Source organism: Rhabdaerophilum calidifontis (assembly GCF_008641065.1).
Taxonomy (GTDB): Bacteria; Pseudomonadota; Alphaproteobacteria; order Rhizobiales; family Beijerinckiaceae; genus Rhabdaerophilum; species Rhabdaerophilum calidifontis.
In genome coordinates this window covers 412,533-439,305 of the sequence record NZ_VTRS01000001.1, presented here as the reverse complement: position 1 = coordinate 439,305, position 26,773 = coordinate 412,533, and the positions used below count along the sequence as shown (strand labels likewise).

The 26,773-nt window shown below is 67.3% G+C and carries 25 protein-coding genes and 1 tRNA gene; 12 read left to right on the top strand and 14 right to left on the bottom strand.

What is annotated here, in order from left to right; genetic code table 11:
* Positions 1–4: 4 nt before the first annotated feature.
* The 3 genes from FWJ24_RS02090 to mnmA form a co-directional block, all read right to left on the bottom strand.
* A tRNA-Met gene (locus FWJ24_RS02090) sits at positions 5–81 on the bottom strand.
* Positions 82–162: 81 nt separating this feature from the next.
* Positions 163–843 carry a class I SAM-dependent methyltransferase gene (locus tag FWJ24_RS02085; RefSeq protein WP_150286113.1) on the bottom strand — a complete coding sequence of 227 codons (681 nt, stop codon included), beginning with the start codon at positions 841–843 and terminating at the stop codon, positions 163–165.
* Between the two features lie 12 nt (positions 844–855).
* Positions 856–2,037 (bottom strand): tRNA 2-thiouridine(34) synthase MnmA, encoded by a 1,182-nt coding sequence (mnmA, locus tag FWJ24_RS02080; RefSeq protein WP_150286112.1) that lies wholly within the window; start codon positions 2,035–2,037, stop codon positions 856–858.
* A gap of 236 nt (positions 2,038–2,273) precedes the next feature.
* On the opposite strand from mnmA, the gene FWJ24_RS02075 reads away from it, so the two are divergent.
* The 3 genes from FWJ24_RS02075 to sciP all read left to right on the top strand — a co-directional run bounded on the left by FWJ24_RS02075 (position 2,274) and on the right by sciP (position 4,887).
* A complete protein-coding gene (locus tag FWJ24_RS02075; protein ID WP_150286111.1) occupies positions 2,274–3,788 on the top strand; it encodes a flagellar hook-length control protein FliK in 1,515 nt (504 codons plus the stop codon).
* 71 nt (positions 3,789–3,859) lie between these two features.
* Positions 3,860–4,516 carry a flagellar hook assembly protein FlgD gene (locus FWJ24_RS02070; protein WP_150286110.1) on the top strand — a complete coding sequence of 219 codons (657 nt, stop codon included), beginning with the start codon at positions 3,860–3,862 and terminating at the stop codon, positions 4,514–4,516.
* Between the two features lie 95 nt (positions 4,517–4,611).
* Positions 4,612–4,887 (top strand): CtrA inhibitor SciP, encoded by a 276-nt coding sequence (gene sciP / locus FWJ24_RS02065; RefSeq protein ID WP_150286109.1) that lies wholly within the window; start codon positions 4,612–4,614, stop codon positions 4,885–4,887.
* A 57-nt stretch (positions 4,888–4,944) separates the two neighbouring features.
* Here the strand turns inward: sciP and pdxA are convergent, their stop codons facing one another.
* Entirely contained in the window at positions 4,945–5,952 is a 1,008-nt protein-coding gene (pdxA, locus tag FWJ24_RS02060) for a 4-hydroxythreonine-4-phosphate dehydrogenase PdxA (RefSeq protein ID WP_150286108.1), read from the bottom strand.
* Positions 5,953–6,120: 168 nt separating this feature from the next.
* Between pdxA and fliF the strand changes: the two genes are divergently transcribed.
* The 6 genes from fliF (at position 6,121) to flhA (ending at position 13,741) form a co-directional block, all read left to right on the top strand.
* Complete coding sequence (gene fliF, locus FWJ24_RS02055) at positions 6,121–7,809, top strand: flagellar basal-body MS-ring/collar protein FliF (protein WP_150286107.1); 1,689 nt, start codon at positions 6,121–6,123, stop codon at positions 7,807–7,809.
* Between the two features lie 38 nt (positions 7,810–7,847).
* Complete coding sequence (gene fliG / locus FWJ24_RS02050; RefSeq protein WP_150286106.1) at positions 7,848–8,915, top strand: flagellar motor switch protein FliG; 1,068 nt, start codon at positions 7,848–7,850, stop codon at positions 8,913–8,915.
* 10 nt (positions 8,916–8,925) lie between these two features.
* On the top strand, positions 8,926–9,582 hold the full coding sequence (locus FWJ24_RS02045) for a FliH/SctL family protein (protein ID WP_150286105.1): 657 nt from the start codon (positions 8,926–8,928) through the stop codon (positions 9,580–9,582).
* Between the two features lie 14 nt (positions 9,583–9,596).
* On the top strand, positions 9,597–9,944 hold the full coding sequence (gene fliN, locus FWJ24_RS02040; protein WP_150286104.1) for a flagellar motor switch protein FliN: 348 nt from the start codon (positions 9,597–9,599) through the stop codon (positions 9,942–9,944).
* A 74-nt stretch (positions 9,945–10,018) separates the two neighbouring features.
* Positions 10,019–11,386 (top strand): sigma-54-dependent transcriptional regulator FlbD, encoded by a 1,368-nt coding sequence (gene flbD, locus FWJ24_RS02035; RefSeq protein ID WP_150286103.1) that lies wholly within the window; start codon positions 10,019–10,021, stop codon positions 11,384–11,386.
* A 222-nt stretch (positions 11,387–11,608) separates the two neighbouring features.
* Entirely contained in the window at positions 11,609–13,741 is a 2,133-nt protein-coding gene (gene flhA, locus FWJ24_RS02030) for a flagellar biosynthesis protein FlhA (protein WP_150286102.1), read from the top strand.
* A gap of 7 nt (positions 13,742–13,748) precedes the next feature.
* Here flhA and FWJ24_RS02025 read toward each other — a convergent pair whose 3' ends face one another.
* Positions 13,749–14,780 carry a lysylphosphatidylglycerol synthase transmembrane domain-containing protein gene (locus FWJ24_RS02025; RefSeq protein WP_150286101.1) on the bottom strand — a complete coding sequence of 344 codons (1,032 nt, stop codon included), beginning with the start codon at positions 14,778–14,780 and terminating at the stop codon, positions 13,749–13,751.
* A gap of 166 nt (positions 14,781–14,946) precedes the next feature.
* On the opposite strand from FWJ24_RS02025, the gene FWJ24_RS02020 reads away from it, so the two are divergent.
* Positions 14,947–15,555, top strand: coding sequence for a GNAT family N-acetyltransferase (locus tag FWJ24_RS02020; protein ID WP_150286100.1), 609 nt, complete (start codon positions 14,947–14,949; stop codon positions 15,553–15,555).
* A 62-nt stretch (positions 15,556–15,617) separates the two neighbouring features.
* On the opposite strand, the gene fliJ is transcribed toward FWJ24_RS02020, so the two are convergent.
* Together fliJ and fliI are read right to left on the bottom strand one after the other, a co-directional pair.
* Positions 15,618–16,037: a flagellar export protein FliJ gene (gene fliJ, locus FWJ24_RS02015; RefSeq protein WP_150286099.1), complete on the bottom strand. Its 420-nt coding sequence runs from the start codon at positions 16,035–16,037 to the stop codon at positions 15,618–15,620.
* 56 nt (positions 16,038–16,093) lie between these two features.
* Positions 16,094–17,431 (bottom strand): flagellar protein export ATPase FliI, encoded by a 1,338-nt coding sequence (gene fliI / locus FWJ24_RS02010; protein WP_150286098.1) that lies wholly within the window; start codon positions 17,429–17,431, stop codon positions 16,094–16,096.
* Positions 17,432–17,887: 456 nt separating this feature from the next.
* Between fliI and ctrA the strand changes: the two genes are divergently transcribed.
* Complete coding sequence (gene ctrA, locus FWJ24_RS02005; RefSeq protein WP_150286097.1) at positions 17,888–18,589, top strand: response regulator transcription factor CtrA; 702 nt, start codon at positions 17,888–17,890, stop codon at positions 18,587–18,589.
* A gap of 77 nt (positions 18,590–18,666) precedes the next feature.
* Here ctrA and FWJ24_RS02000 read toward each other — a convergent pair whose 3' ends face one another.
* The 6 genes from FWJ24_RS02000 to chpT all read right to left on the bottom strand — a co-directional run bounded on the left by FWJ24_RS02000 (position 18,667) and on the right by chpT (position 25,253).
* Positions 18,667–19,524, bottom strand: coding sequence for a CheR family methyltransferase (locus FWJ24_RS02000; RefSeq protein WP_150286096.1), 858 nt, complete (start codon positions 19,522–19,524; stop codon positions 18,667–18,669).
* A complete protein-coding gene (gene cheB / locus FWJ24_RS01995) occupies positions 19,521–20,693 on the bottom strand; it encodes a chemotaxis-specific protein-glutamate methyltransferase CheB (RefSeq protein ID WP_166443554.1) in 1,173 nt (390 codons plus the stop codon). Before cheB ends, FWJ24_RS02000 begins: the two co-directional genes overlap by 4 nt.
* Before the next feature lie 114 nt (positions 20,694–20,807).
* A complete protein-coding gene (locus FWJ24_RS01990) occupies positions 20,808–21,173 on the bottom strand; it encodes a response regulator (protein ID WP_150286094.1) in 366 nt (121 codons plus the stop codon).
* Between the two features lie 13 nt (positions 21,174–21,186).
* Positions 21,187–21,642 (bottom strand): chemotaxis protein CheW, encoded by a 456-nt coding sequence (locus tag FWJ24_RS01985; protein ID WP_166443553.1) that lies wholly within the window; start codon positions 21,640–21,642, stop codon positions 21,187–21,189.
* A gap of 26 nt (positions 21,643–21,668) precedes the next feature.
* Positions 21,669–24,470 carry a hybrid sensor histidine kinase/response regulator gene (locus tag FWJ24_RS01980; protein ID WP_150286092.1) on the bottom strand — a complete coding sequence of 934 codons (2,802 nt, stop codon included), beginning with the start codon at positions 24,468–24,470 and terminating at the stop codon, positions 21,669–21,671.
* Positions 24,471–24,596: 126 nt separating this feature from the next.
* A complete protein-coding gene (gene chpT / locus FWJ24_RS01975; RefSeq protein ID WP_150286091.1) occupies positions 24,597–25,253 on the bottom strand; it encodes a histidine phosphotransferase ChpT in 657 nt (218 codons plus the stop codon).
* 170 nt (positions 25,254–25,423) lie between these two features.
* On the opposite strand from chpT, the gene FWJ24_RS01970 reads away from it, so the two are divergent.
* Positions 25,424–26,242, top strand: coding sequence for a 3'(2'),5'-bisphosphate nucleotidase CysQ family protein (locus FWJ24_RS01970; RefSeq protein ID WP_150286090.1), 819 nt, complete (start codon positions 25,424–25,426; stop codon positions 26,240–26,242).
* Here FWJ24_RS01970 and FWJ24_RS01965 read toward each other — a convergent pair.
* Positions 26,239–26,733, bottom strand: coding sequence for a YHS domain-containing (seleno)protein (locus FWJ24_RS01965; RefSeq protein WP_150286089.1), 495 nt, complete (start codon positions 26,731–26,733; stop codon positions 26,239–26,241). The genes FWJ24_RS01970 and FWJ24_RS01965 overlap by 4 nt on opposite strands.
* Between the last annotated feature and the right edge of the window lie 40 nt (positions 26,734–26,773).

The following is a 26,773-nucleotide window of genomic DNA, read 5'->3' as shown; positions in this document are numbered from 1 at the left end:
GGAATGGTAGCAGTGGGCGGGCTCGAACCGCCGACCTTGGCATTATGAGTGCCACGCTCTAACCAGCTGAGCTACACTGCCATGCGAACCGGGCCGCGAGCCGGGCGCGAAGGCTTGCCTTAAAGGCCGGTTGCCTGCCGCTGTCAAGCCTCGACGGGCGCGTCAGGCGGCGCTGGCGGCGATGCCTTGCGCCGCGCGCTCGTCCTTCAGGCGGATCACCGTGAAGAAGCCGACCGGCGCCACCTTCCGGGCCGAGACAAGCCGGAACCCCGCACGCTCGGCCCAGGCGCGGATCCGCGCCAGCCGGAAATCCGTGCTCCAGCCGACCTTGCGCGCGAGTGGCGAGATCAGATCCTCGAAAGCGGCGACGACGCCGCCATCCGCCCCGAGATGGTTGACAAGAACGATCTCGCCGCCGGGGCGCACCACGCGTGCGAACTCGTCGAGCGCCGCCTCGGGGTCCGGCACCAGCGTGATCACATATTGGCTGACGACGGCATCGAACCGCGCGGCGGGGAAGCCGAGACGGCAGGCATCCATCACCGCGAGCCCCTTGACCTGCCGGAGCCCCTGCGCCGCCACCTTCTCGGCTGCCTTGTCCAGCATCGCCTTGGAGAGATCGACGCCGATCAGCTCGGCTTGCGCGGGATAATAGCCGAGCGAAAGCCCGGTTCCCACCCCAACCTCGAGGATTCGCGGGCCGCAGGCCATCGCCAGGCGCACCGCTTCGAGCTGACCGGGCTTCAGGATCCGGACATAGACCGCGTCATAGATCGGTGCCCAGCGGCCATAGGCCTTGGACATCTTGATCCGGTCGGAATCAACATCATCCACCCGCGCCATTTCCGCCCCCTGTCATTCCGCTGCTCGAACGGCCGGCGCGTGCGGCACCGGCTGCGACACCGCCTCCCGCCTGGCGATCGTGCCGCCGCCAAGCACGCGCGCACGCGCGCCGCCATCGGCATAAAGCACGCAGGCCTGGCCCGGCGCCACACCCTCCTCGCCCTCGGGCAGATCGATCCAGGGCGCATGATCCTCGATCCGCAACAACGCGGGGCGCGGGGCGCGCGTGGAGCGCACCCGCGCATGGACCTCGAGCCCCTCGGCCGGCAGATCCTCGAGCGCGCCGTCCCCCAGCCAATTGAAATCACGCAGCCGCAGCGCATGCGTTTTCAGCGCTTCGCGCGGGCCGACGATCACTTCCGCCGTGTCGGGATCGATCCGCACCACGTAGAGCGGCTCGCGCGCAGCGATGCCGAGCCCCCGCCGCTGCCCGATCGTGAACCGGATGATGCCTTCGTGCCGGCCCATCACCCGCCCGTCGGCATGACGGATCACGCCGGGCCGGACCGCATCCGGCCGCAGCTTGGCGACGAGGGCGGCGTAATCGCCGCTGGGGACGAAGCAGATGTCCTGGCTGTCCGGCTTCTCCGCATTTCCGAGCCCCAGTTCGCGTGCGATGGCGCGCGTTTCGGGCTTGGTGAGGCCGGCGAGCGGGAAGCGCAGCAGGTCGAGCTGCGCGCGCGTCGTGGCGTAGAGGAAATAGCTCTGGTCGCGGTCGAGATCGGCCGGGCGGAACAGCCCACGCCCCCCGCCGGACAACGGCCGGCTCTCGACGTAATGGCCGGTCACCAGGCAATCGGCGCCGAGATCCTCGGCGAAGGCCAGGAGATCACGGAACTTCACCGAACGATTGCATTCCACGCACGGGATCGGCGTTTCGCCGGCCGCATAGCTGTCAACGAACCGGTCGATGACCGATTCCTGGAACCGGCTCTCGTAATCGAGCACGTAATGCGGGATGCCGAGGCCGGCGGCGACATTGCGGGCATCCTGGATGTCGCGGCCGGCGCAGCACGCGCCCGCGCGATGGATCGCGGCGCCGTGATCGTAGAGCTGCAGCGTGATCCCGATCGTCTCGTAGCCGGCGCGATGCATCAGCGCCGCCGCCACCGAGGAATCGATGCCGCCCGACATCGCGACAACGACGCGCGTCTCGGCGGGCAGCTTCGGGATATCGAGGCGGATCGGGTCCATCACGCGCAGCGGGTGGTTGGCACGGCCTGTTCCATACCGCGTCGCAAGCCGGCTTTCCAGCCTTGCGCGCCGAAACCGGCAGATTTTGCCGCCCCGGCAGGGAGGGGTCGGCGCTTCCTGCCGTGAAACCGTCCGTTCCTGCGAAAATTCTCTATGCTTTACAGATACATAAAAGTATGGCGCCGCTGGCCTCCGCTTTGCTTGACAACGATCGAACAGCAAATGGGTTCTGATCGATGTCCAGTGAAGTCTCCCTTTCCCTCGCCAATGCCCTGACAGATCTCATCACCCGGCGCGCCGGCGAGAAGCCTGCGACGCCCGAGAATGACTCGGCGCCCGGCGGCGGGGGGACGGCACAGACAACCTTCGGCATGCTGGTTCGCGAAACGGCCGGCGCGGAGGGGGCACGCGAGGCGCGGCGCCCCATACGGGCGCGCCCGGATGAGCGCCTGATGCCCGGCGAACTGCCCCGCCCGCAACGGCCCGAACCGGAATCGCGACCGGGCGCCCGCGCCGAGGATCGCCCCGCCCAGGAGGCGCGTCCCCAGGAGGCCCGTCCCGAGCCGGCCCGTTCCAAGGATCGCTCTCCCCTTCGTGAGACGGACGCGCCGCGCGCCCCCAGCGACGACGAAACCGCGCGCGATGCTGCCGGCGAGGCGGCGGAGGAGCCCGCCGCTTCCGAGGCCGTCGCCACGGAGGCCGGAGAGACCGGTCCGGCGAAAGGCGAAACGGCCGCCGCAGAGGGTGAGGTCGTTGCGGATGCCGCCGGCACCGGCGAGACCGTCGCCGCCGATCCGGCCGCGACGGCGGCGGAGGCCCTGCTGATCGCCGCCGCCCCGGTGAAGACCGATCCCGTCGCAGCTGCGGCGTCTGCGACGGCCGGGACGGACGGCAGCGAGGGCCCGGCGGCCGCGCCCGCCCTCGTCGCGGCGGCGGCCAGCGAACCGGCGGCGGAGAAGATCGCGGCCGGCACCCCGGCCGGAACCGGCCTCGACGCGCCCGCCCGCCCGGGCACTGCGGCAGCGAAGGCCGCGACGGCCGGCGAAGCCGCCCCGGCTGCGATGGAGTCCGCCGCCGGCGAGGACACGGCGAAAACCGCTGCGGCAACACCTGTGACCACAGCGGCCGGCAAGACCGGCGCGCAGGGCGCGGCGACCGAGGCGGGCAAGGCCGCGAAGCCGGCCCAGCCGAACCTGCATCCCGTGCGCACCAGCCCCTTCGCCGAGATTCTCGAGAGCTTCCATTCCGGCAGCATCCACCGCCCGGCGGATATCCTCGCCGGCCTCGAGCGCAACGCGGCACCGCAGGCCCAGCGCGCCGAAACCGTGAGCCGCCCGACCCCGCTCCAGATGCTGCCGATCGAGATCGGCATGCAGGCGGTGCGCGGCGCGACGCAATTCCAGATCCGTCTCGACCCGGCCGAACTCGGCCGCATCGATGTCCAGCTCCAGATCAAGGAGAACGGGGAAGTGAACGCGAATCTCGTCGTCGACCGGGTCGAGACGCTGGCGATGCTCCGCCGCGACGCCTCGACCCTCCAGCAGGCTTTCGAGCAGGCCGGGCTGCGCCAATCCTCCGATGGGCTCTCCTTCTCGCTGCGCGGCGAGGGCCAGCAGGGCGAGAGCCGGCAGGGTTCGGGCCAGCCCGGCCGTCAGGACGCGCTCGACGAAGCCGCACTCGCCAATCTCGCCTCCGAGGTCGCGATGCGCCGGGTGATGATCCCCAACGCCTCGATCGACCGGATGATCTAGTGCCCGGCCGGCCCCGCGGCCGGCTCATCCACCCGCGTTTCCCGAATCCCGCAAAAGCCCAGGCACCCGTCATGACCACCGTCAGCAACGCCACCGCGAGCACCGCCAAAACGACGAGCGCGACCGATTCCAAGGCCCGGATCGCCGATAATTTCGATCAGTTCCTCCAGCTCCTGACGACCCAGCTCAAGAACCAGAGCCCGCTGGATCCGCTCGACACCAACCAGTTCACGCAGCAGCTCGTCCAGTTCGCGAGCGTCGAGCAGCAGATCAAGACCAACGACAACCTCGCCGCGCTTCTTGTCTCGAACAAGACCGCAACCCTGACCAACGCGCTGAGCTTCGTCGGCTCGCGCGTGACCGCCGACGGCACGACGAGCGCGCTGAAGGACGGCAAGGCCACCTGGCAGATCAACGCGCCGCGCGCCGGCACCATGGCCTATGTCGTCACCGATAAGAGCGGCAACCAGCTCTTCTCGGGCACGCGCACCGTCACCGCCGGCGACCAGACGCTCATCTGGGACGGCCGCATGTCGAACGGCCAGACGGCGCCGGCCGGGGATTACACCATCACCGTCGCTGCCAAGGACGCCAACGGCCAATCGATGACCGTCAAGTCCGAGGTCTCCGGCACGGTCGAATCGGTCGATGTCACGGGCAGCGAGCCGGTGCTGAAAATCGGCGGCGTGCTGATCCCGATGTCGAAGGTCAAGTCGGTGGCCCGCTGAGAGCCGGCAACGTTTCGAGGCTGTGATTTAGGCGTTTCTTAAGAGGCGGACCGCTACATTGGCGCGCGTTATCGTTGCGTTTCGTGAGCGTACCCATGAGTGAGCCGCTTCGCCCTCGCGTGAAGTATGTCATCGGTCCTGATGGCAGCCCGTTGACGATCTCGGATCTGCCGCCGCCCGAAACCCGGCGCTGGGTGATCCGCCGCAAGGCCGAAGTGGTTGCCGCCGTGCGCGGCGGGTTGCTCTCGCTCGACGAAGCCTGCTCGCGTTACACGCTCACGGTCGAGGAATTCCTGTCCTGGCAGCACTCGATCGACGAGCACGGGCTCGCCGGTCTGCGCACCACCCGGATCCAGCATTACCGCCAGTGACCGGCCCGTCCCGCGCCGCCTGCCACCCGCCCGCGCCCTCCGCGCGGGCGTTTCGTTTCAGGCAGACCCCTTGCGCGCCGCCGCCATGGCGCGGGCGACGGCCACCGCCTCGGCGAGGCTCGACGGATCGGCGATGCCCCGGCCCGCAATGTCGAAGGCGGTGCCGTGATCGACGCTGGTGCGGATGATCGGCAGCCCGACGGTGATGTTCACGCCCTTCTCGATGCCGTTGAGCTTGACCGGGATCAGCCCCTGATCGTGATATTGCGCGACGACGATGTCGAACTCACCGCGCCGGGCCCGCATGAACACCGTATCCGGCGGGTATGGCCCCGAGACATCAAACCCGGCCGCGCGTGCCTCCGCCACCGCCGGCGCGATGATCTCGATCTCCTCGCGCCCGAACAGTCCCCCCTCCCCCGCATGCGGGTTGAGCCCGGCGACCGCGATCCGCGGCCGCGCGATGCCGAGCGCGCGGCAGCCCTGATCGGCGAGGCGGATGGTGCGCGCTTGGGCCTGCGGCGTCACCCGGTCGAGCGCCGCGCGCAGCGAAAGATGGATCGAGACCAGGATGACGCGCAGCCCGCCCTCGACCAGCATCATGCCGAAATCGCGCGTGCCCGTCCGCTCGGCGAGGATCTCGGTATGGCCTGGAAACGGCACGCCGGCGGTGCGCAGCGCCTCCTTGTGGAGCGGCGCGGTGACGATGGCCGCGATCTCGCCCGCCAGCGCGAGATCGATCGCCCGTATCACGGCGTCATAGGCAAGCTGACCGGCGCGCGCGTCGATTCGCCCCGGCGCCAGGTCCGGCGGCAGGCGCCCGACCTCGACAACGGGCAGGATCGACGGCCTTCGAGGCAAAGTGTTGAGACTTTGCTCGCCCGGCCATGGGAGGATTTCGCGCGTGCCGCCGAACGCGGCGCCGGCGCGGGCCATGGTGCCGGGATCCCCGATCACGACCAGATCGTCGGCTCCCGCGGCGGAAAGGTAGCGGGTGATGATTTCCGGGCCGATTCCGGCGGCATCGCCCATGGTGATCGCGATCGGCTTCGACAATGTCGGCATCCTTTCAGGCGGCGCGGCGCAGGGAACGCCCCGGCGGGCTTTTTCCACGCGATGGGCAAAAAAGACCGCCGCATTAACGGGGCGGTAACCATCCGCCGGGCAATTCTTGCCTAGCGCAGAACTCGCTCGAGACGCAAACCGCGTCGGTTTTACGGGAATGGTGGGGCAGTGAACGGCATCCTTGAACTCGTCAACAAGCTCGGCCCGCAACGCCTCGTGGCGATGGGGGCCGTCACGCTGGCCCTGGTCGGCTTCTTCGCCTTCGTCATGACGAAGATGTCGACGCCGGGCCTCGGCGTCCTCTTCACGGACCTTCCGATGCAGGATTCGAACGCGATCCTGCGCGAACTCGAAACCCGCGGCGTCAAATACGAGATCCGGCAGGATGGCGGCACCATCCTCGTCCCGCGCGACATGGCGACCCGGCTCAGGATGGAATTCGCCGGCAAGGGGCTGCCGGCGGGCGGCTCGGTCGGCTACGAGATCTTCGACAAGGGTGACAGCTTCTCCTCGACGAGCTTCGTCCAGAACATCAACCAGCTCCGCGCCCTCGAAGGCGAACTCGCCCGCACCATCAAGGGCCTCGACCGGGTGCAGCAGGCGCGCGTCCACCTCGCCATCCCGGAGAAGAAGCTCTTCCAGCGCGATACGCCCGAGGCGCGCGCCTCGATCGTGCTCAAGGTGCGCGGCGAACTCGATGCCGGCCAGATCCGCGCGATCCGGCATCTCGTCGCCACGGCCGTGCAGGGGCTCAAGCCGGAGCGCGTCTCGATCGTCGACGAATCGGGCCGGCTTCTCGCCGACGGCGCCGGCAACGAGGCCGACACCGCCGCCATCGCCCAGGACAAGCAATCGAATTACGAACGCCGGCTGCGTGGCCAGGTCGAGGAGATCGTGGCGAGCGTCGTCGGGCGCGGCCGGGCGCGCGTTCAGGTCGCGGCGGAGATGGATTTCAACCGCATCCAGCAGGTGACCGACAATTTCGATCCCGAGAGCCGCGTCGTCCGCTCGACGCAGACCCGGACCGAGAACCAGCAGAGCCAGGAGCAGCGCGACACGCAGGTGACCGTCGCCAATGAACTGCCGCAGAACCAGCAGCAACAGCAGCAACAGCCGCAGCAGCGCGACGCCACCCAGCGCAACGAGGAGATCATCAATTACGAGATCTCGAAGACCACCCGCACCGAGGTGATCGAGGCGGGCCGGGTGAAGCGCCTCTCGGTCGCGGTGCTGGTCGACGGCATCTACAATCCCGGCCAGAACGGCCAGATGGCCTACCAGCCGCGCACGGCCGAGGAACTCGACCGCATCGCCGCGCTGGTCCGCTCCGCCATCGGCTTCGATCGCAACCGCGGCGACCAGGTGGAGGTGATCAATCTCCGCTTCGCCGAGGGGGCGAGCATCGCACAGCCGGGTCCGACGCCGAGCCTCGTCGAGCAGTTCCTCGCGCTCAGCAAGGAAGAGGCGCTGCGCATGGTCGAACTGGCGGTGTTCGGGGTGCTCACGCTGCTGGTGACGCTGCTGGTCGTCCGGCCGTTGCTGCGCCAGATGGGCATCGGCGCCCGGCCGGGCAAGGAGGAGGGCGCGGCCGCCGCGCCGCAGATCTCCGGCCTCGGCAGCGTCATCGCGAATTCGGTCATGGCCAACCAGCCGCCGGGCGGCGCCCCGCTCGCGCTGCCGGCGCCGGGGCAGGAGGGCGCGCTGGTTCCGGCCAACACCAACCAGGCCGCGGCCAACCAGGTGGCGATCCAGCAGGCGCTCCACCAGAGCGCGGTCGATCACCTCGGCAAGATCGTCCAGGACAATCCGAGCGAATCGGTCGCGATCGTCCGGCAATGGATCGCGCAGACGCGCTGACGGCAGTGAGAAGAACTCGGATCTGACGGATTGGAATCATGGCGAAAGCAGCGACAGCACAGGATACCAGCGCGGAGCAGAAGGCTTCGTCGCCGAACCGCGAGCTCACCCGCTACCTCACGGGGCCGGAAAAGGCAGCGATCATCCTGCTCGTGCTCGGCGAGCGTTATGGCGGCGAGATCTGGGCCTCGCTCGACGAGGACGAGATCCGCACCGTCAGCCGCGCGATGTCCCGCCTCGGCGCGGTGACGGCGGAGGCGGTGGAAGCGCTGGTCGCCGAATTTCTCTCGATGATGGCCCAAGGCGGCGCGGTGACCGGCGATTTCGACCGCACCGAGGCGCTGCTCTCCAAGCTCCTGCCGAAGGAGAAGGTCTATTCGCTGATGGAGGAGCTGCGCGGCCCGGCCGGCCGCAACATGTGGCAGAAGCTCGGCAATGTGCAGGATCAGGTGCTGGCCAATTACCTCAAGGGCGAATATCCGCAGACCGTCGCCGTCATCCTCTCGAAGATCCGCTCCGAACATGCCGCGCGCGTCCTCTCGCTCCTGCCGCATGAATTCGCGCTCGAGGTCGTCAACCGCATGCTCAACATGGAGCCGGTTCAGAAGGAGGTTCTGAACCATATCGAGGAAACGCTGCGGACGGAGTTCATCTCGAACCTCTCGCAGACCTCGCGGCGCGACAGCCACGAGATGATCGCCGAGATCTTCAATTCCTTCGACCGCCAGACGGAAAGCTGGTTCCTCGCCGCGCTCGACGAGCGCAACCGCGAAGCGGCGCAGAAGATCCGCTCGCTGATGTTCACCTTCGAGGATCTCCAGAAACTCGATCCCGGCTCGACCCAGACGCTGATCCGCTATTCCGACCGCGACCTTCTGGCGGTGGCGCTCAAGGGCGCACCGCCGGCGATCAAGAAGTTCTTCTTCTCGCAGATGTCGACCCGCGCCGCGCGCAACATGGAGGAACTGATGCAGAGCCGCGGCCCCGTGCGCCTTAAAGAGGTGGACGACGCTCAGACAAAGATCGTGATGCTCGCCAAGGAACTCGCCTCGCGCGGCGAGATCACCATCGGCAAGAACCGCGCCGAAGACGAACTGATCTACTGAGGCGGGGGCCATGGCGGACGCGCATTCCACATTCACCTTCAACCGGGATTTCACGCGCGCCGGGCGCGGAACCCCCTTCGTTCCGCCAGGCGCGCGCGTGCCGGTTCCCTATGCCGAGCATATCCGGCTGCTCGAAGAGGCGAAGGCCGCCGCCATGGCGGCCGGAATCGCGGAGGGACGCCGGCTCCAGACTGATCACGAGGCGATGCGGCTCGCGACCTGCCTCGACCAGATCCTTGCCCAGCTCCAGGTGGCGACCATCGAGATGCGGCGGCTGGAGGAGGAGGCGCGGCGCGAGGCGGTCGAGTTCGGCATGATCTTCGCCCGCAAGCTCGCGGGGCGGATGATCGAGAACCAGCCGCTCGGGCCGATCGAGGCCACGGCGCGGGCGATCTTCAACGATATCCGCGGCACGCCGCATCTCGCGCTGCGCGTGGCGCCGGATCTCGTCGATTCCTGCAAGAGCCGGATCGGCGCGCTGCTCGCCGAGAACGGGCTTGAGACCAGGCTCTTCGTCTTTCCCGATCCCGAGATCGCCGCCGGCGATTGCCGGATCGAATGGGCCGATGGCGGCATCGTCCGCGATCGCGCCAAGCTCGAGGCGCTGCTGGAGCGTGCGATGGCGCTGCTCTTCCCGGCACCGGACAACACCATTCTCGATGGCTGAAGGCAGGGTGACCCATGTCGACTGAAGGAAATTTCGAACTCCAGGATCTCGAATCGACCGCGGATCTCGTCGCGGCCGCCTATGGCACGGATGGCGAAGGCCCGATCTCGGCGAAATCCGCCGCGGACCTCGAACATGTCTTCGACGTGCCGGTGCAGGTCTCGGCCGTCCTCGGCCGCACCAAGATGGGCGTCGGCGATCTGCTGCGCATGACTCCCGGCCATATCCTCGAACTCGACCGCCGGGTCGGCGAGGCGATCGACATCTTCGTCAACGACCGGCTGGTCGCGCGCGGCGAGGTGGTGCTCGTCGACGACAAGCTCGGCGTGACCATGACCGAGATCATCAAGTCGGAGCGCTGAGGCGCTCCGCATCACGGAACGACGCGGCGCCGGCGCCCGTGCCGGCCCCGCGCAAGAAGAACAGGAGAAGCCCCATGCGGCTGCTGATCGTCGGAACGCTGCGCGGCGAACTCATCACCGCCGCCAAGATCGCGCGCGAGCGCGGCGCCGCCGTCGCGCAGGTCGACGGGATCGAGGCCGCCCTGTCGCATCTGCGCCAGGGCAAGGGCGCGGATCTCGCGATGGTCGACGTTCATCTCGACATTCCCGCGCTGGTCGCCGGGTTGGAGGCCGAGCATATCACCCTGCCGCTCGTCGCCTGCGGCACCGCCAACGACAAGCGCGCGGCGGTCGCGGCGATCGAGGCCGGCGCCAAGGAATACGTGCCGCTGCCGCCCGATCCCGAGCTGATCGCCGCGATCCTCGAGGCGGTGAGCCGCACCGAGACCTCGGTCATCTTCCGCGACGAGGCGATGGGCCGGGTCGTGAAACTCGCCCAGCAGATTGCCGGCTCCGACGCCTCGGTGCTGATCACCGGCGAATCGGGCGTCGGCAAGGAGGTGATGGCGCGCTTTCTCCACGAGAAATCGAAGCGCGCGGCCAAACCCTTCGTTTCGGTGAACTGCGCGGCGATCCCCGAGAATCTGCTGGAATCCGAATTGTTCGGCCATGAGAAAGGCGCCTTCACCGGTGCCGTCGCGCGGCGCGTCGGCAAGTTCGAGGAGGCCGATGGCGGCACGCTGCTGCTCGACGAAATCTCCGAGATGGATATCCGGCTTCAGGCGAAGCTGCTGCGCGCCATTCAGGAACGCGTCATCGACCGCGTCGGCGGCAACCGGCCGGTTCCGGTCGATATCCGCATCATCGCGACCTCGAACCGGAATCTCGCCGAGCATGTGAAGGCAGGCCATTTCCGCGAGGACCTGCTCTACCGCCTCAACGTCGTCAATCTGCGCATCCCGGCGCTGCGCGAGCGGCCGAACGACATCGTCGAACTCGCGAACCATTTCGCCAAGCGCTACGCACAGCTCAACGGCCTGCCAAACCGGCCGATCAGCCACGACGCCAAGCGGATCCTGCTCGCCAATCCCTGGCGCGGCAATGTCCGCGAGCTGGAGAACACGATCCATCGCGCCGTCCTGCTCGCGGCCGGCGCCGAGATCGGCCCGGATTCAATCCTGACGCCGGAGGGCGATTCGATCGCCCGCGACGCGAGCGAGGCGACCGCGCGCCGCGCCGCCGAGGCCGCCGAGGCCGCGACCCGCGCGCTGGTCGGCCGCACGGTGGCCGATGTCGAGCGCGAGCTGATCCTCGACACGCTCGACCATTGCCTCGGCAACCGCACCCATGCCGCGAAGATCCTCGGCATCTCGATCCGGACCCTGCGCAACAAGCTCAACGAATATGTCGCGACGGGAATCGACGTGCCCGAGCCCGGCGCCGCGCGGGTCGCGACAATCTGACCGAAGTTCCGATCCGAGCCCGCTCCAGCCCGCGCGCACCAGGCCCGCGGGCTTTTTCATACGCAGGCATCCCCTTCGATCCTCCCCGCTTCGGCACGGCAAAACACCAGCCGCTAACCGGACATTAACCATCCACCCGGCAAGAATTGCCTAGGGGCGGACCGATGCATCCAGCATCGGCATCGCGCGATCGGCAGGATCGTGTTGGACAGGGGCAGGCGAATGAGCGACGCGAGCGTGGGGCAGACCGGCGGCGGCCTTGGGCTGCGGTTGGGCCAAGGCATGTCCCGCAAGGACGTGACGGATTTCCTCAAGCGCGGCGACATCGCGCTGGCGATGGGCGTCCTGACGATTCTCGTCGTGCTGATCGTGCCGCTGCCGCCGATCCTGCTCGACCTGTTCCTCGCCGTCTCGATCATCCTCTCGGTGCTGATCCTGATGACGTCGCTGTTCATCATGGCGCCGCTGGAATTTTCCTCCTTCCCCACCATCCTGCTGATCGCGACCATGCTGCGGCTGGCGCTGAACCTCGCCTCGACCCGGCTGATCCTCGCCAACGGCCATACCGGAACCGGCGCGGCGGGGCATGTGATCGAGGCGTTCGGCTCGTTCGTGATGAGCGGCAATTTCGTCATCGGGCTCATCGTCTTCATCATCCTGGTGATCGTGAACTTCGTCGTCATCACCAAGGGCTCGGGGCGCATCGCCGAGGTCGCGGCCCGCTTCTCGCTCGATGCGATGCCGGGCAAGCAGATGGCGATCGACGCCGATCTCTCGGCAGGGCTGATCGACCAGGACGAGGCCAAGGTGCGGCGCAAGCATCTCGAGGACGAGAGCGCCTTCTACGGCGCGATGGACGGCGCCTCGAAATTCGTGCGCGGCGACGCGATCGCCGGCATCCTCATCACCTTCGTCAACATCATCGGCGGCATCATCATCGGCGTCGCCCAGCACGGCATGACCTTCGGCGATGCCTCGCGCGCCTACACGCTGCTGACCGTCGGCGACGGGCTCGTCACCCAGATCCCGGCGCTGATCGTCTCCACCGCCGCCGGCCTGCTCGTCTCGAAGGCGGGCGTCAGCGGCGCGGCCGACAAGGCGCTCGCCAAGCAGCTCGCATCAATGCCCAAGGCGCTCGGCATGTCCGCCTTCGTGATGGTCGTGATCGCGATCCTGCCCGGCATGCCCGCACTGCCCTTCCTGGGGCTTGCGGGGCTCGCCGGCTATTTCGCCTACACGCTGCATCAGAAGACACGGCGTGCCGAGCTTGAGGAAGTGGCTTTCCAGGCCCTTGCCCATGCGGATGCGAAGAAGGACGAAGCGCCCGTCCAGGACGCGCTGAAGCTCGACGAATTGCGCATCGAGATCGGCTACGCGCTGCTGCCGCTCGTGCAGGGCGAGGGCGGCGAGGACAAGATCACCGAGCAGATCAAGGCGCTGCGGCGCACGCTCGCGACCGAGATGGGCTTCATCCTGCCCTCGGTGCGGCTCGTCGACAACGTCCAGCTCGAATCGAACCAATACGTCATCAAGATGAAGGAGATCGAGATCGGGAACGGCATCGTGTTCCCCAACCAGTACATGGCAATGGACCCGGCAGGCGGCCAGGTGCAGCTTCCCGGCGCGCATCTCCTCGAGCCGACCTTCGGCCTGCCCGCGACCTGGATCGACGAGAGCCTGCGCGACGAGGCGCAGCTGCGTGGCTACACCGTCGTTGATCCCGCCACCGTCATCGCCACCCATCTCACCGAGGTCATCAAGACCAACATGGCCGAGCTGCTCTCCTTCGTGGAAGTGCAGAAGCTCATCAAGGATCTGCCCAAGGCGCACCAGGACCTCGTCAAGGAAATGGTCCCCTCGCAGATCGCCATGACGGGCATCCAGCGCGTGCTCCAGCTCCTGCTTGCCGAGCGCGTCTCGATCCGCGACCTCGGCACCATCCTGGAAGCGATCGCCGAGGTCGCCGGCGCCCTGCGCGATCCGCGGATGATCGTCGAGCATATCCGGTCCCGCCTCGGCCGGCAGATATGCGCCCAGCATACCGGCCCGACCGGCCAGCTGGCGCTGATCACCCTCTCGCCGCAATGGGAGGATGCCTTCGCCTCCTCGCTGATCGGCGAGGGCGAGGTGAAGCATCTCGCGATGCAGCCTTCGAAGCTGCACGATTTCGTGATCGCGCTGCGTGATCGCTTCGAGGAGGCGGCCAAGCTCGGCGAATTGCCGGTCCTGGTGACATCAAACGCCGTCCGGCCCTATGTGCGGATGATCGTCGAGCGCTTCCGGCCGCAGACCGCTGTGCTCGCCCAGGGCGAGATCCACCCGGCCGCGCGGCTGCGCACCGTGGGCTCGATCTGACGGATGCTCAGGCCGGCCCCTGCGGATCGGCCGGTTCCCGCCCCGCCGCGCTGAGCTGCGCCTTCTCGAACAGCAGCACGACCGGCAGGGAGATGGCGAGCGGAATCAGCAGATAGAGCAGGCGCCAGACCAGCAACGCGGCGAACACCTCGGAGGCCGGCATGCCCGGCATCACCTTGAGGAAGATCGCCTCCATGACGCCGATCCCGCCGGGAACCTGGAACAGCAGCCCGGCCGAGAATGACAGCAGGAACGCGCCGAGCACGATCATGAAGCCGGGATTGCTCTCGCCAGGCAGCGCGAAATAGATGATCCCCGCAGCACCGATCAGTTCCATCGGCGCCGCGAGCCATTGCCGCCAGACGATGTTGAGCCGCGGATATTCGATCTTGAAATTGCGGATCACGAGCGGCTTGAACTGGAGCCAGGAACCGACCGTGTAGGCGAGGCAGAACGCAAGCATCGCCACGCCGACCGCCTGCACCATGCCGGTGCCGATCGGTGCCAGCGGCCGGACGATCTCGGGCTCGTAGAGCAGCACCGCGCCGCCGAGCAGGATCGTCCCGAAGCCGAAGGTGAACGAGCAGAGCGCGACCAGCACCGCCACCTCGGCCGGCGAAAGCAGCTTCGCCGTATAGGCCCGATAACGCACCATGCCGCCGGAGAAGACCGAGGCGCCGATATTGTGCGAGATCGCGTAGGTGGTGAACGAGCAGACGGTGATGTAGAGCCAGGAAATCCCCTTCGTCCGGTTGAGATGGACGAGCGCGATCCGGTCGTACCAGGCAAGCGCCCAATAGGCGATGAGGGTGGAAACCACCGCGAGCACATAGCCCTGCGCCGGAATGACCGCCAGTTTCTGGCCGATCAGGCTTGCGATGATGCCGATGCTCTTGAAGAAGCCGGCGCCATCGATCAGCGCCTCGGTCGCGGCATCGGCGGCAGCCTCGGCGCGCAGTTTCGAGTAGAGCACCTTGAGCGACCAGATGACCGCAACGAGGCCGACGACCGGCCAGAAGAAATCTTTCGCTCGCTTCATCTTGTCCCCTGAGCGCGCCGGTTCCGGCCCGATTCTCGATCCAGACCGGGCACGTTCCCGCGCCCTGCCCCCCACCTTCGTCACTGCCCGAGCTTGCCGCAGGTTGCAAGGGGCGCGATCCTCGGCAAGGAAGGCCGCCCAAGCCCTCAACACGCGGGAAATCCGGATGGATCTCGACGGCTATATCGATCTTCCCCCACACCGCCTCGCGGCGCTGGTGACCTATCTCGCGCGGGATCTCGGCAATATCGAGCCCGGCATGCCGGCGCTGCCCGACGGCGTGACGCTCGAGCGGCTCGCCGGGCGCAATGCGGCGCGCTACCGTCATCTCTTCATCCGCGTCGGGCGGGACTGGCTGTGGTTCTCGCGCCTGCGCCTCACCGTCTCCGAGATCGAAGCCCTGCTGGACGATCCCCGGATCGAGGCGCTGGCCGTTCGCGCCGGGGAGGCGGATATCGGGCTGATCGAACTGGATTACCGCAATCCGGATGCGCCGGAACTGGTCTATTTCGGGCTGGTGCCCGAGGCGCTCGGCCGCGGCCTCGGATCTGCCTTGATGGCGGAAGCGTTGCGCCGCGCCCGGGCGGCAGGCCTGCGCCGGCTTCAGGTGCATACCTGCTCGCTGGATCACCCGCGCGCGCTGCCGTTCTATTGCCGTGCCGGGTTCCGGCCCGTCGGCCGCGCGATCGAGATCTTCGACGATCCCCGGCTCGATGGCACCCTGCCGCGTGACGCGGCGCCCTGGCTGCCGCTCATCGAGCCCCGGGCGCGATGAGCGCGGGCATGTTCCGATCAACCGGACACGGTTGATCGCGAGAGAATGCGCGGGGACAGATCCTAGAGCCGGCCGGCGGCGTAGCGCATGCGCGCGGCGATGCGATCCGTTTCCATCTGGTCGCGCAGCGCCATCTCGGCACGCTCGGCCGCCTTCTCGCGATCCTCGAGGATCTCGACCTTCTTCAGCTCCTCGAACGCCTCGTTGAGCTGCGCCCGTGCTTCCTCAAGCTGCCCGGCGAGTTCGGCTGCCGAATTGAGCAGGTTGTCGCGGCGCTGCCGCGCGGCCTTGGCATAGGTCGGGTAGGCGAAATGTGCGGTATCCGAAATGCCAGCCCGACGCTCCTCGCCTTCGATCTCGCGGTCGAGCTCGCCCGCCATGCGCTGGAATTCCGCGATCATCGCCTCGATTTGTGTGACCCGGCGGCGCTTCTCGTCGACATGGAAGCGCTTCAGCCGGATAAGCGTATCGCGCGACTTCATGATCCCCAAACTCCTCGACCCACCCCGGAATGACGCCCGGAGGCCAGGGCGCGGGATCAGGAAGAACCAGCGCCCAGGCGATTAACAATATCCGCGAGACGGAGATAGCTTTCACCCAAGGAGGTTGATTCTTCCTTACCCTGTCCGAGAAAGCTTTCGAGTTCGGGATAGGCGTCGATGGCGCGGTCGACCTCCGGCGAGGCCCCCCGGCGATAGGCGCCGAGCCGGATCAGCTCCTCCATGTCGGAATAGGTCGCCATCAACGCCCGCGCCGCCTGCACGCTCGGCAGGAAGGCGGGATCGGCCGCGCGCGGCATGGTGCGCGATACCGATTTCAGGATGTTGATCGCCGGATAGCGGCCCCGTTCGGCGATCCGCCTTTCCATCACCACATGCCCGTCGAGGATGCCGCGCACCGCATCCGCTACCGGCTCGTTATGGTCGTCGCCATCGACAAGAACCGTGAAAAGCCCGGTGATCGTGCCGGCCCCGACCGGCCCCGGCCCCGCACGTTCGAGCAGCTTCGGCAATTCGGCGAAGACCGAGGGTGTATATCCCTTGGTGGTCGGCGGTTCGTTGACGCTGAGGCCGATATCGCGCTGCGCCATCGCGAAACGCGTGATCGAATCGATCATGCACAGCACGTCGAGCCCCTCATCGCGGAAATATTCGGCGATCGACAGGGTGAGATAGGCCGCCTGCCGCCGCATCAGGGCGGATTCATCCGAGGTCGCGACCACGACGACCGAACGCGCGAGCCCTTCCTCGCCGAGATCGTCCTGAAGGAATTCCTGCACCTCGCGGCCACGCTCGCCCACAAGCCCGACCACCGAGACATCGGCCGCGGAATTCCGCGCGAACATCGACAGCAGCACGGATTTCCCGACGCCGGAGCCGGCGAAAATGCCCATGCGCTGGCCGCGGCAGGTGGTGAGGAAGGCATTGAGCGCGCGCACTCCGAGATCGAGCGGCTCGCCGACCCGCTGGCGGCGATGCGCGGCCGGCGGCTCGTTGCGGAACGGATAGGGACGCGGGCCGGGCTGGATCGGCCCCTTGCCGTCGATCGGCCGGCCGAAGGCATCGACCACGCGGCCGAGCCAGTTCCGCCCCGGGCGGATCGTCGCCCGTTTGGAGACGACATGCGCCGGGCATCCCCGGCGCAGGCCGTCGACACTGGCGAACGGCATGACGAGCGCCCGCCCGGCATCGAACCCCACCACCTCGCAAAGGATCGGCTCGCCCGCCTGGACCTCGATCGAGATCAGCCCGCCGAGTTCCATCGCGCTCAGCGGACCGACGATCTCGATCATCAGCCCGCGCACCGCGCCGACCCGGCCGAACACCTCGGTCTCGGCGATCTCGTCGACGACGCTTCTCACGGCTTCGATCGCCATGACGGCCTCCCTCGCTGCCCCGCCGCGCTCCGGCTTGGGCGGGCCGGATGCGCGTGATTCGCCGGCGAATCACGTCTTCGACCTTACCCAAGCGCGCCTCCGCGCGCGAGGGCGTGCCGCCGGCGCCCCCAGGCATGGCGCCAGGCGCATGGTCGCTGCCCGGCGGAGCAGGTCCGTCGCAAGGTGAAAAGCTGAGTCCGTTGAATCGCTTGGGTTCAAGTTCTCAGGAATTGATTCACCATTCTACTACTTTAAAGTGCCCGATCTCGATCCTGCCAATGATAGGAATTAAGGGTTACCGCGCCTGGAAAGCTTGCCTTAACGAATTACGTTTTGTTAACTCTTGCGGCGTAATTTGTGTCGGAAGTTTTAAGACATCGTTCGTGCATGGGGGCATCGGCAATGCTCCGGGCCCGGCGCACGATGAGGCAACGACTGCAGGTTGGGGACCATCCGATGCGCGTTCTCCTGATTGAAGACGATTCCGCGACCGCCAAGAGCATCGAGTTGATGCTGAAGTCCGAGAACTTCAACATCTACCTGACCGATCTCGGCGAGGAAGGGATCGATCTCGGCAAGCTCTATGATTACGACATCATCCTTCTCGACCTGAACCTGCCCGACATGTCCGGCTACGAGGTGCTGCGCTCGCTGCGTGTCGCCAAGGTCAAGACGCCGATCCTGATCCTGTCCGGCATGGCCGGCATCGACGACAAGGTGAAGGGCCTCGGGTTCGGCGCCGACGATTACCTGACCAAGCCCTTCCACAAGGACGAACTCGTCGCGCGCATCCACGCCATCGTCCGCCGCTCGAAGGGCCATGCGCAATCGGTGATCCAGACCGGCGACCTCATCGTCAATCTCGACCAGAAAACCGTCGAGGTCGCCGGCCATCGCGTGCATCTGACGGGCAAGGAATACCAGATGCTCGAACTGCTCTCGTTGCGTCGCGGCACGACGCTGACGAAGGAGATGTTCCTCAACCATCTCTATGGCGGCATGGACGAACCGGAGCTGAAGATCATCGACGTCTTCATCTGCAAGCTCCGCAAGAAGCTCGCCAATGCCTCGGACGGCAAGAATTACATCGAGACGGTCTGGGGCCGTGGCTACGTGCTGCGCGAACCGACCGATGCCGACGAGCGCATCCCCGCCTGAACGCATTCTTCGCCCATGCGCGCATAGGAAAACCCGCCCATTCGGGCGGGTTTTCCTATGCGCCGGGCCTGGCCTGCTCAGGCGATGGCGGGGCGGACGGCAGCGGCGGGCATGGTCGCGGCGCGCTTCGGCACCGGCACCTGCAGCATCCGCTCCTTGGGATGGGAGGTGAAGCGGTCGGTGACGCCGAACGTGCTCTCCGCGCCGCCGAGCAGCAGGTAGCCGTCGGGCGCGAGCCGGTCCGCGAGCCGCTCGAAGATCGCGGCGCGGGTCGTCCGGTCGAAATAGATCAGCACGTTGCGGCAGAACACGACATCGAAGGTGCCGAGCGCACGCGGTTCGTCGAGCAGATTGAACTTGAAGAAGTTCACCCGGCGGACGACATCCTGGCTGATCTTCCAGTTGTCGCCATCCTTGGTGAAATACTGGAGCAGCATCTTCGTGGGCAGCCCGCGCTGCACCTCGAACTGGTTGAAGACACCGCTTTTCGCCTTGGTGAGGATCGATTCCGAGATATCCGAGGCGTGGATCTCGACATTGCGCCCCCCGAGCTGCGCCTTCATCTCGTCGAGGATCATCACCAGCGAATAGGGCTCCTGGCCGGAGGAACAGGCCGCGCACCAGATGCGCAACGTCTTGCCCGCCGGCCGGCGCGCGAGCAATTCGGGGATGATGATCGTCTTGAAATGCTCGAAGGGCGACTTGTCCCGGAAGAAGAAGGTCTCGTTGGTGGTAAGCGCGTCGATCACGCGCTGGGCGAGCCGCCGGTCGCCGCGCTCGGCACGGTTCATCAATTCATCAATGGACGGCAGGTTTTCCTCGCGAATGACCGGCGAAAGACGCGCGTCGATGAAATACGCCTTCTCGGTCGTCAGCACGATCCCGGCGGCCTTGTTGATGAAATCGATGACGCGATGGATGGTCGGAACGCTCATGGGGTTTGTGCTTCGAGCAGCGTGACCGCAAGCTCGCCGAGTTTTTCCGGAGGGAGGAGCGCGTTCGCGAGGCCGGCCTCGGCGATGGAGCCCGGAATGCCCCAAACCACGCTGGATGCTTCATCCTGCACGATGACATTGGCCGCGCGCCGCGCGAGATGCTGTGCGCCCTCGGTGCCGTCCCGTCCCATGCCGGTCAGCGCGATCGCCAGCGCCTCGCCGCCGAAGGTCTCGGCAGCGCTCGAGAACAGGAGATCGATCGAGGGGCGCCACGGCCCCCGCGCCTCCGAGGGCAGCATCGCGATCACGATCTGCCCGTCGGGCTTCTTGCGCACCACGGTGTGGCACCCGCCTGGCGCAAGATAGATCGCGCCGGGCATCAGCACCGCCCCATCCGCCGCCTCGACGGCCGGCAGCCCCGCATGCTGTTTGAGATGCGTGGCGAAGATCGAGCCGAAGATTGGCGGCATGTGCTGGGCGATCACCACCGGCACACGGCCAAGCGCCGGGCGCATCCGCGCGAGCAGCGCGACGAGCGCCTGCGGTCCCCCGGTGGAGGCTCCGATCACGACGAGTTTCGGGCGCCCGCGTTCGATCGGCCGCAGACGGATCTGTCCCGGCGCCGCCGGCGCGGACACGGCGGGCCGCACGAACGGTGTCGGGATGGCCGGGCGCTCGGGCAGCGCCGCCGGCTGCGGCGGGCGCGGCCGCGCCAGAGGGGAAACCGGCGCGGGCACAGATGCCGGCTGGACCGGCACCCGCGCCGCCAGCCGCACACCGCCGACCGCCAGCACCTTGGCGACCAGCGCCTGGCGGAAATCCGCCGAGGTCGAGACCTCGCGATGGTTCGAGGGCTTCGGCAGGTAATCCGTCGCGCCACGCATCAGCGAGCGCATGGTGAGTTCGGCGCCGTGGACGGACAGCGACGAGACGACGATCACCCGCGAATGCGGCGATTTCGCCAGGATCAGCGGCAGCGCGGTGATCCCGTCCATCTCCGGCATGTCGAGATCGAGCAGGATGATCTTGGGCATCACGCCCGGCAGGGCGTTGATGATCTCGCGCCCCGAGCGATAGGTGCCGACGACCTCGACGCCGTTCGTCTCCGACAGCCATTTCGACAGCAGGCCGCGCACGACGACGGAATCGTCGACGACCGCGACGCTCACCGGCTGCGGACCGGCTCGGGGGAGGACTCGGTGCGGAACGGCCACCATGCGGAAACTCCAGGGCGCGAGGGCCCCCATCAAGGGTTGTGGTGGGCCGTCCTGGCCGCGAAGCGCTCAGACGAGGCCGACCTCGCCGAACTTCGAGGTGATGATGTCCTTGTCGAACGGCTTCATCACATATTCGTCGGCGCCCGAATCCATCGCCTTGGCGATATGGGCGACATCGTTCTCCGTGGTGCAGAACACGACCTTCGGCCGGTCCCCGCCCGACATCTTGCGCAGCAGGGTCAGGAATTCGTAGCCGTCCATGTTCGGCATGTTCCAATCGAGCAGGATGGCGTCCGGCATCCTGGCCGAGCAGGCGTCCAGCGCCTGCTTGCCATCCTCGGCTTCGGCGATCTCGAACTGCATGCCCTCGAGGATGCGGCGTGCAACCTTCCGGATGACGCTCGAATCATCGACCACAAGGCAGTATTTCATCGGACCGTTCCCTTCAGGCAGCCTGGAGCGTCATCGTTTCGAGAAGCGCGTGCAGGTCGATTTCGATCATCAGTTCGCGCTCGAGCTTGTGCACCCGCCGCGTGAAGCGCGTCCAGCTATGGCCGAGATTGGCGGGCATCGCCTCGCTCGAATCCGCGGAGAGCGACAGAACGTCGCCGATCTCGTCGACGACGAGACCGAACACCTCGCCCTGCCATTCGACCCCGACCGCCATCGGCTCGTGATCCTTCGGGCGGCCCGTCTTGCGGGCGTTGAGCAGCGAGCCGAGATCGAGAATGGTCACGATATGGCCGCGCAGGTTGACGAGCCCCGCGACCGCGCGATCGGCGCGCGGCACCGGCGTCATCGCATGGATCGAGAAGACATCGCGCACCGAGGTGATAGGCAGGCCGATGAGCTGCCCCTCGATGCGGACGGAGACGAGCTGGATATCGTCGACGATCGCCATGTCCAGGCGCCTGCGATTGTCCCCACTCATGCCGCGACCCCCCATTGCGTGTTGCCGTAGCCGCCGAGCGCCTCGCCAAGGGCGCCGAGCAGGCCCTGCCGGTCGAACTTGCCGACGAGATCATAGAGCCCGGCGGCCTTGCCGCGCTCGATGAGCTTCGGCGCCGCACGGCTGACGAGCCCGATGACCGGCGCATCGAACCCGGCCTCGGCAAGCTCACGGACGAAGGCGAAGCCCTCCTCGCCCGGCTGGTCGAGGTCGAGCACCACCACCGCCGGCCTCTGGCGCGCCATCGCGGCCTTGGCCTGCTGCATGGAGCCGACCACCGAGAGCCGGTAACCCGCATTCTGGAGCAGCGGGGCAAACAGCGCCCGGAAGAATTCCGAACCCTCGACGAGCATCACATCGACATGCTCCTCCGAGGTCGCCCCCATCTTCTCGCTGCCTTCCGGCGCCACCAGTTCCGAGACATCGACGATCTCGACCGCCTTGCCGTCGATGATCGCCGCGCCGACCGTGCCCGGCACCGCGTGGCTGGTATCGATCTCGATCGCGACCTCGACGACATCGACGATCTCGTCGACCGCCATGCCGATCTCGCGATCCTTCTGGTGGAAGACAAGAACCGGCTGGCGCGATTCGAGATCGAAGCCTTCGCCGAAACCGCTCTGGCTCGGATAGCCGAGGATCGGCATGAGCCGGCCCTGATACTGGACCACCGCCTTGCCGCCGGTATCCTCGATCTTGGAGCGCTCGAATTCCTCGAGGCGGCCGATGAAGGCGAGCGGGATCGCCTTGAGATTGACCCCGCCGGCGCGGAACAGCAGCAGCAGCGAGCGTTCGGTGCTCGCCGCCAGCTCGGCCGCAAGTTCGGCCTCGCTCTGGCCCGTGCCCTCGCGGCTGCTGCTGTCGATGACGGAGCGCGCCACGCCGGCCGGTTCGAGAATGAGGATCACCGAACCGTCGCCGAGGATCGTCGCGCCGGAATAGACCGACATGTGCCGGAGCTTCGAGGAGATCGGCTTCACGACGATTTCCTCGGTGTGCAGGATCGAATCGACGATGATGCCGAAGCGATGGCCGCCGACATGGCAGACGACGACCAGCTTGTCCTCGCCCGCCGCCTTGCCCGCCGACCCATCCTCGCCGCGCGCGGCCTCCAGTCCGAGTTCGTCCGCGACATCCACCACGGGCAGCAATTTCTGGCGCAGCCGCAGGGTGGATTGGCCGTTGAGCTTCTCGATCCGGACCTCACCGGATTCCTGGGTGCGCACCAGTTCCGCCACCGAGATCTGCGGAATCGCGAAGCGCTGTCCGGCCGCCTCGACGATCAGCGCCGAGGCGATCGCCAGGGTCAGCGGCAGCTTGATCGTGACCGTAAGCCCCTTGCCGGCCCGCGAGCGCAGATCGACGACGCCGCCGACCTGCTCGACCTGGCTGCGCACCACGTCCATGCCGACGCCGCGGCCGGAAATATTGGTGATTGCCTGCGCGGTGGAGAAGCCCGGCTCCATGATGAAGCGCAGGATCTGCTCGTCCGAGAGGCGCGCGGCATCCGCCTCCGTCGTCAGGCCGTTGCGGATCGCCTTGGCCTTGACGCGGTCGAGATCGATGCCGCGTCCGTCATCCGCCACCTCGACGATGATATAGCCGGATTCCTGGGCCGCGCGCAGATGGATGGTGCCGTGCGCAGGCTTGCCGGCCGCCACGCGCTCGTCGGGCATTTCGAGCCCGTGATCCGCGGCGTTGCGCACCATGTGCAGCAGCGGATCCTTGATCATTTCGAGGAGCTGCCGGTCGATCTCGGTCTCGGCGCCGCTCGTGACCAGCTCGATCTTCTTGCCGAGTTCGGCCGAGAGATCGCGGACAACGCGCGACAGCTTGGTCCAGGCCGAGCCGATCGGCTGCATCCGCGTCTGCATCACGCCGTCCTGGAGTTCGGCGGTGATGTGGGAGAGGCGCTGGAGCGGCGACTTGAAATCGGCATCGTCCCGCTGGCGGGCGATCTCGAGCAGCTGGTTGCGGGTCAGGACCAGTTCCGAGACCATCGTCATCAGCCGGTCGAGCGTGCCGACAGAAACGCGGACCGATTGCTTGGAAACCGAATTCTGGTTGTCGCCGCCGCCCTCGCCACCCTCGGCGGCCGCTTCCGGCTTGGAGGCGGACTTGTCGGCGAACGACTTGTCGGTGGACGACTTGGCGGCAGTTTTGGCCGCCGGCGCGGCTTCGGCCCTGGCAGGCTCCTTGGCGGGGTTCGGGGCGGAATCAGGGACCGCAGTCGCGGCAAAGCTCACCGCATCCGGCCCCGGCGCCTCGCGGAAGGCGCGCTCGAGTTCGTCGAGCGTCACCTCGTCCTCGCGCAGGTTGCGCTCAAGCACCTGGAAGGCCAGCGAACCGCTGGTCTCGGCGCCGACCGCTGCGAGCGCCGGTGCCGGCGCGTCCTCCGGCAATGCCTCGCCATTGGCAAGGGCGCGCAGCGCGGTGACCAGATCCTCGTCGTCGCCCTCGGGTTCGGCCCCGTTCTTCTCGATCTCGGCGATGATCCCCTTGATGCGATCGATGGTCTTCAGGATCATCGTCACCGCCGGCGCGGTAACCGGCTTGCCGTCGCGGAACCCGGAAATCACGTCCTCGCCGGCATGGGCGAGATGCTCGAGCCGTGGCAGGCCGAGAAAGCCGCAGGTGCCCTTGATCGTGTGGACCAGCCGGAAAATGAGCGCCAGCGTCGCGCTGTTGTTGGGGTCGCGCTCGAAGCGGACCAGCTCCGCATCGACGATGTCGAGATGCTCGGAGGTCTCGACCACGAAGTCCTTGAGGAGGTCATCCATACCGTTCGATCCGAACTTGCTCGGCGCAAGGCGCGCACGATCCATCCGGCTGAACGTTGCCCGACAAGGGTTTATGATTGGTTTGCGCGGCCGGTCCTTCGCTCAACAGGCCACAAAAAATTCACCTCAGGTTGTAGGCTTCGCGGAGATCCGGACCCGCTCCTCGTCCACCGCGACGTCGAGCGCCATGCCGCCCGCGCGCGCGATCGCGCCCGTATAGAAGACCTGGAAACCATGCGCGTCCACGCCCCCGGTCTCGCTGCGGCCTTCGAGCAGGTCGAGCACATGCGGGCCGAGCCGCGGCTTCGGCCCCCGCGCCTCGACGAGAAAATGCGGGTTTTCGGCATCGCCCTCCATGCCCACCTCGATCGTGCCGCCGAGCGGAATGGCGGCCAGCGCGATGACAACGAGGTTCATCAGCAGCTTGACGCGGTTCTTTTCGACGAAGAGCCGGGGCGTCGACCAGTTGAGCGTCACCTTCTCGTCCTGCAAGAATTGCTGCGTAAGCTGCTGCGCATAGCCGAGATCGACCGCCGAACCGGCAGAACCCGCCGCGCCAAACGCGATCCGCGCGAATTGCAGCCGTGCCGAAGCCTGCCGGGCGCTCTTGCGGATCAGCTCCAGCGACAGCGCCTGCGTCTCGGGGCTGTCATCCTCGTCGAGCAATTCGAGCCCGTTGACGATCGCCCCGACCGGGCCGACTGCGTCGTGGCAGACCCGGCTGCACAACAGGGCCGCGAGGTCGAGCGGCGAGAGTTCGATGGTCTTGAGATCATTCGCCATGTGCCGGCTCCGCGCTGCGCCCCGCGGCGCGGCCGGGGCATGCCCGCCCCGCCGCAACCGGGCCCTTTCCGGGTGATACATGCGCTTTTCGTCCGCGCCAACCCGGCGGCGGTTTTCCGTTCTGGAAAAGCACCCTACCTTTGTGGTGATTCCTCGTTCCCCGGCGCGCAATGCCAAGCCAGACACCCCGTTCCGCTCCCGCCCTCTCCCCGGATCGCCGCGACGCGATCGCCCGCCGGCTGGCCGGGATCGCGCGCGAGGCCGGCGATTGCCTGCTGCGCTACCGCGATGAACCCTGCCCTTCGGCGCTCAAGGCGGACGGGTCGCCGGTCAGCGCCGCCGATCTCGCTGCCGAGACCCTGATCCGCACCCAGCTCGCAGCCGCCTTCCCGCATTGGCCGGTCGTCAGCGAGGAACACACGGAGAGCCATGCGGCAGCCGCCATGCCGATTCACTTTCTCGTCGATCCGCTGGACGGCACCCGCCCCTTCCTCTCCGGAGGCGCGGAATTCTGCGTGCTGATCGCGCTGATCGCCGGCGGGAACCCGATCGCCGGCGCCATCCACGCCCCCGTCTCGGGGCGGAGCTGGTGGGCAGGCGCGCGCGCCTTCACCGCAGCGGGCCGCGCGTCCCGCCGCGGCCGAGCGCTGCCGCAGGGCGAGCGCCGGCTCTCGGTGGCGATCGTCTCGCGGGACCAATCCGGCGAGGACAGCCGGCCGCTCTGCGCGGCCTGCGGCGCGGTCGAGATCCGCCGCGAGAATTCGGCGCTGAAATTCGCGCGCCTGGCCGATGGCGAAGCCGATATCTATCCCCGGCGCGGCCGGACGATGCAATGGGACATCGCGGCCGGCGATGCCCTGCTGCGCGCGCTCGGCGGCGGCGTCTTCGATCTCGACGGAAAACCGCTCGTCTACGGCCCGGGACCGGATGGCTGGGCGAGCCCTGATTTCATCGCCTGCCGGCGGGCGCCGCCGCCGGCCTGCCGCTAGGGCACGAGATCACGCTTGACCTGCGGCCAGTTGCGGGCCGCCGCTTCGCGGATCGCCGGGTCGCGCAGGAAGGCTTCGCGGGATTCGGGCTTGCGGAACAGATAGATCCGCTCGTCGAGGATCAGGAACAGCTCCGGGCTGCCCGCCACCGCGAACCCGGCCGCGATAGCCGCGGGATCATAGCCGCCGAACACCGGCAGGTAACTCTGCGGCTCGGCCAGGAACGCAGCACGGTTGGCTTCGGATTCGAAATGCCAGACCTTGCCGGCGAAATAGACCCGGTGGTTCTCGCTGCCCGTCACCGCCTGGTTGCGGGTGAAATACGCGACCGGATCGAAACCGAAGATCGCCGCACCGGTCAGCGGATCGGAAATCGGGTCATCGCCGAGACGCAATTCGATCGCCCGCGCTCCGGCCGACGTCGTGAGGCTCGCCACGAATGCCGTGACGACCAGCGCAAATGCACGCCTCCGTGCAGCGGGAACGCGCATTTTGGCCTTGAGAACGCCGCCTTGTCGGTCAAGTCTCGGT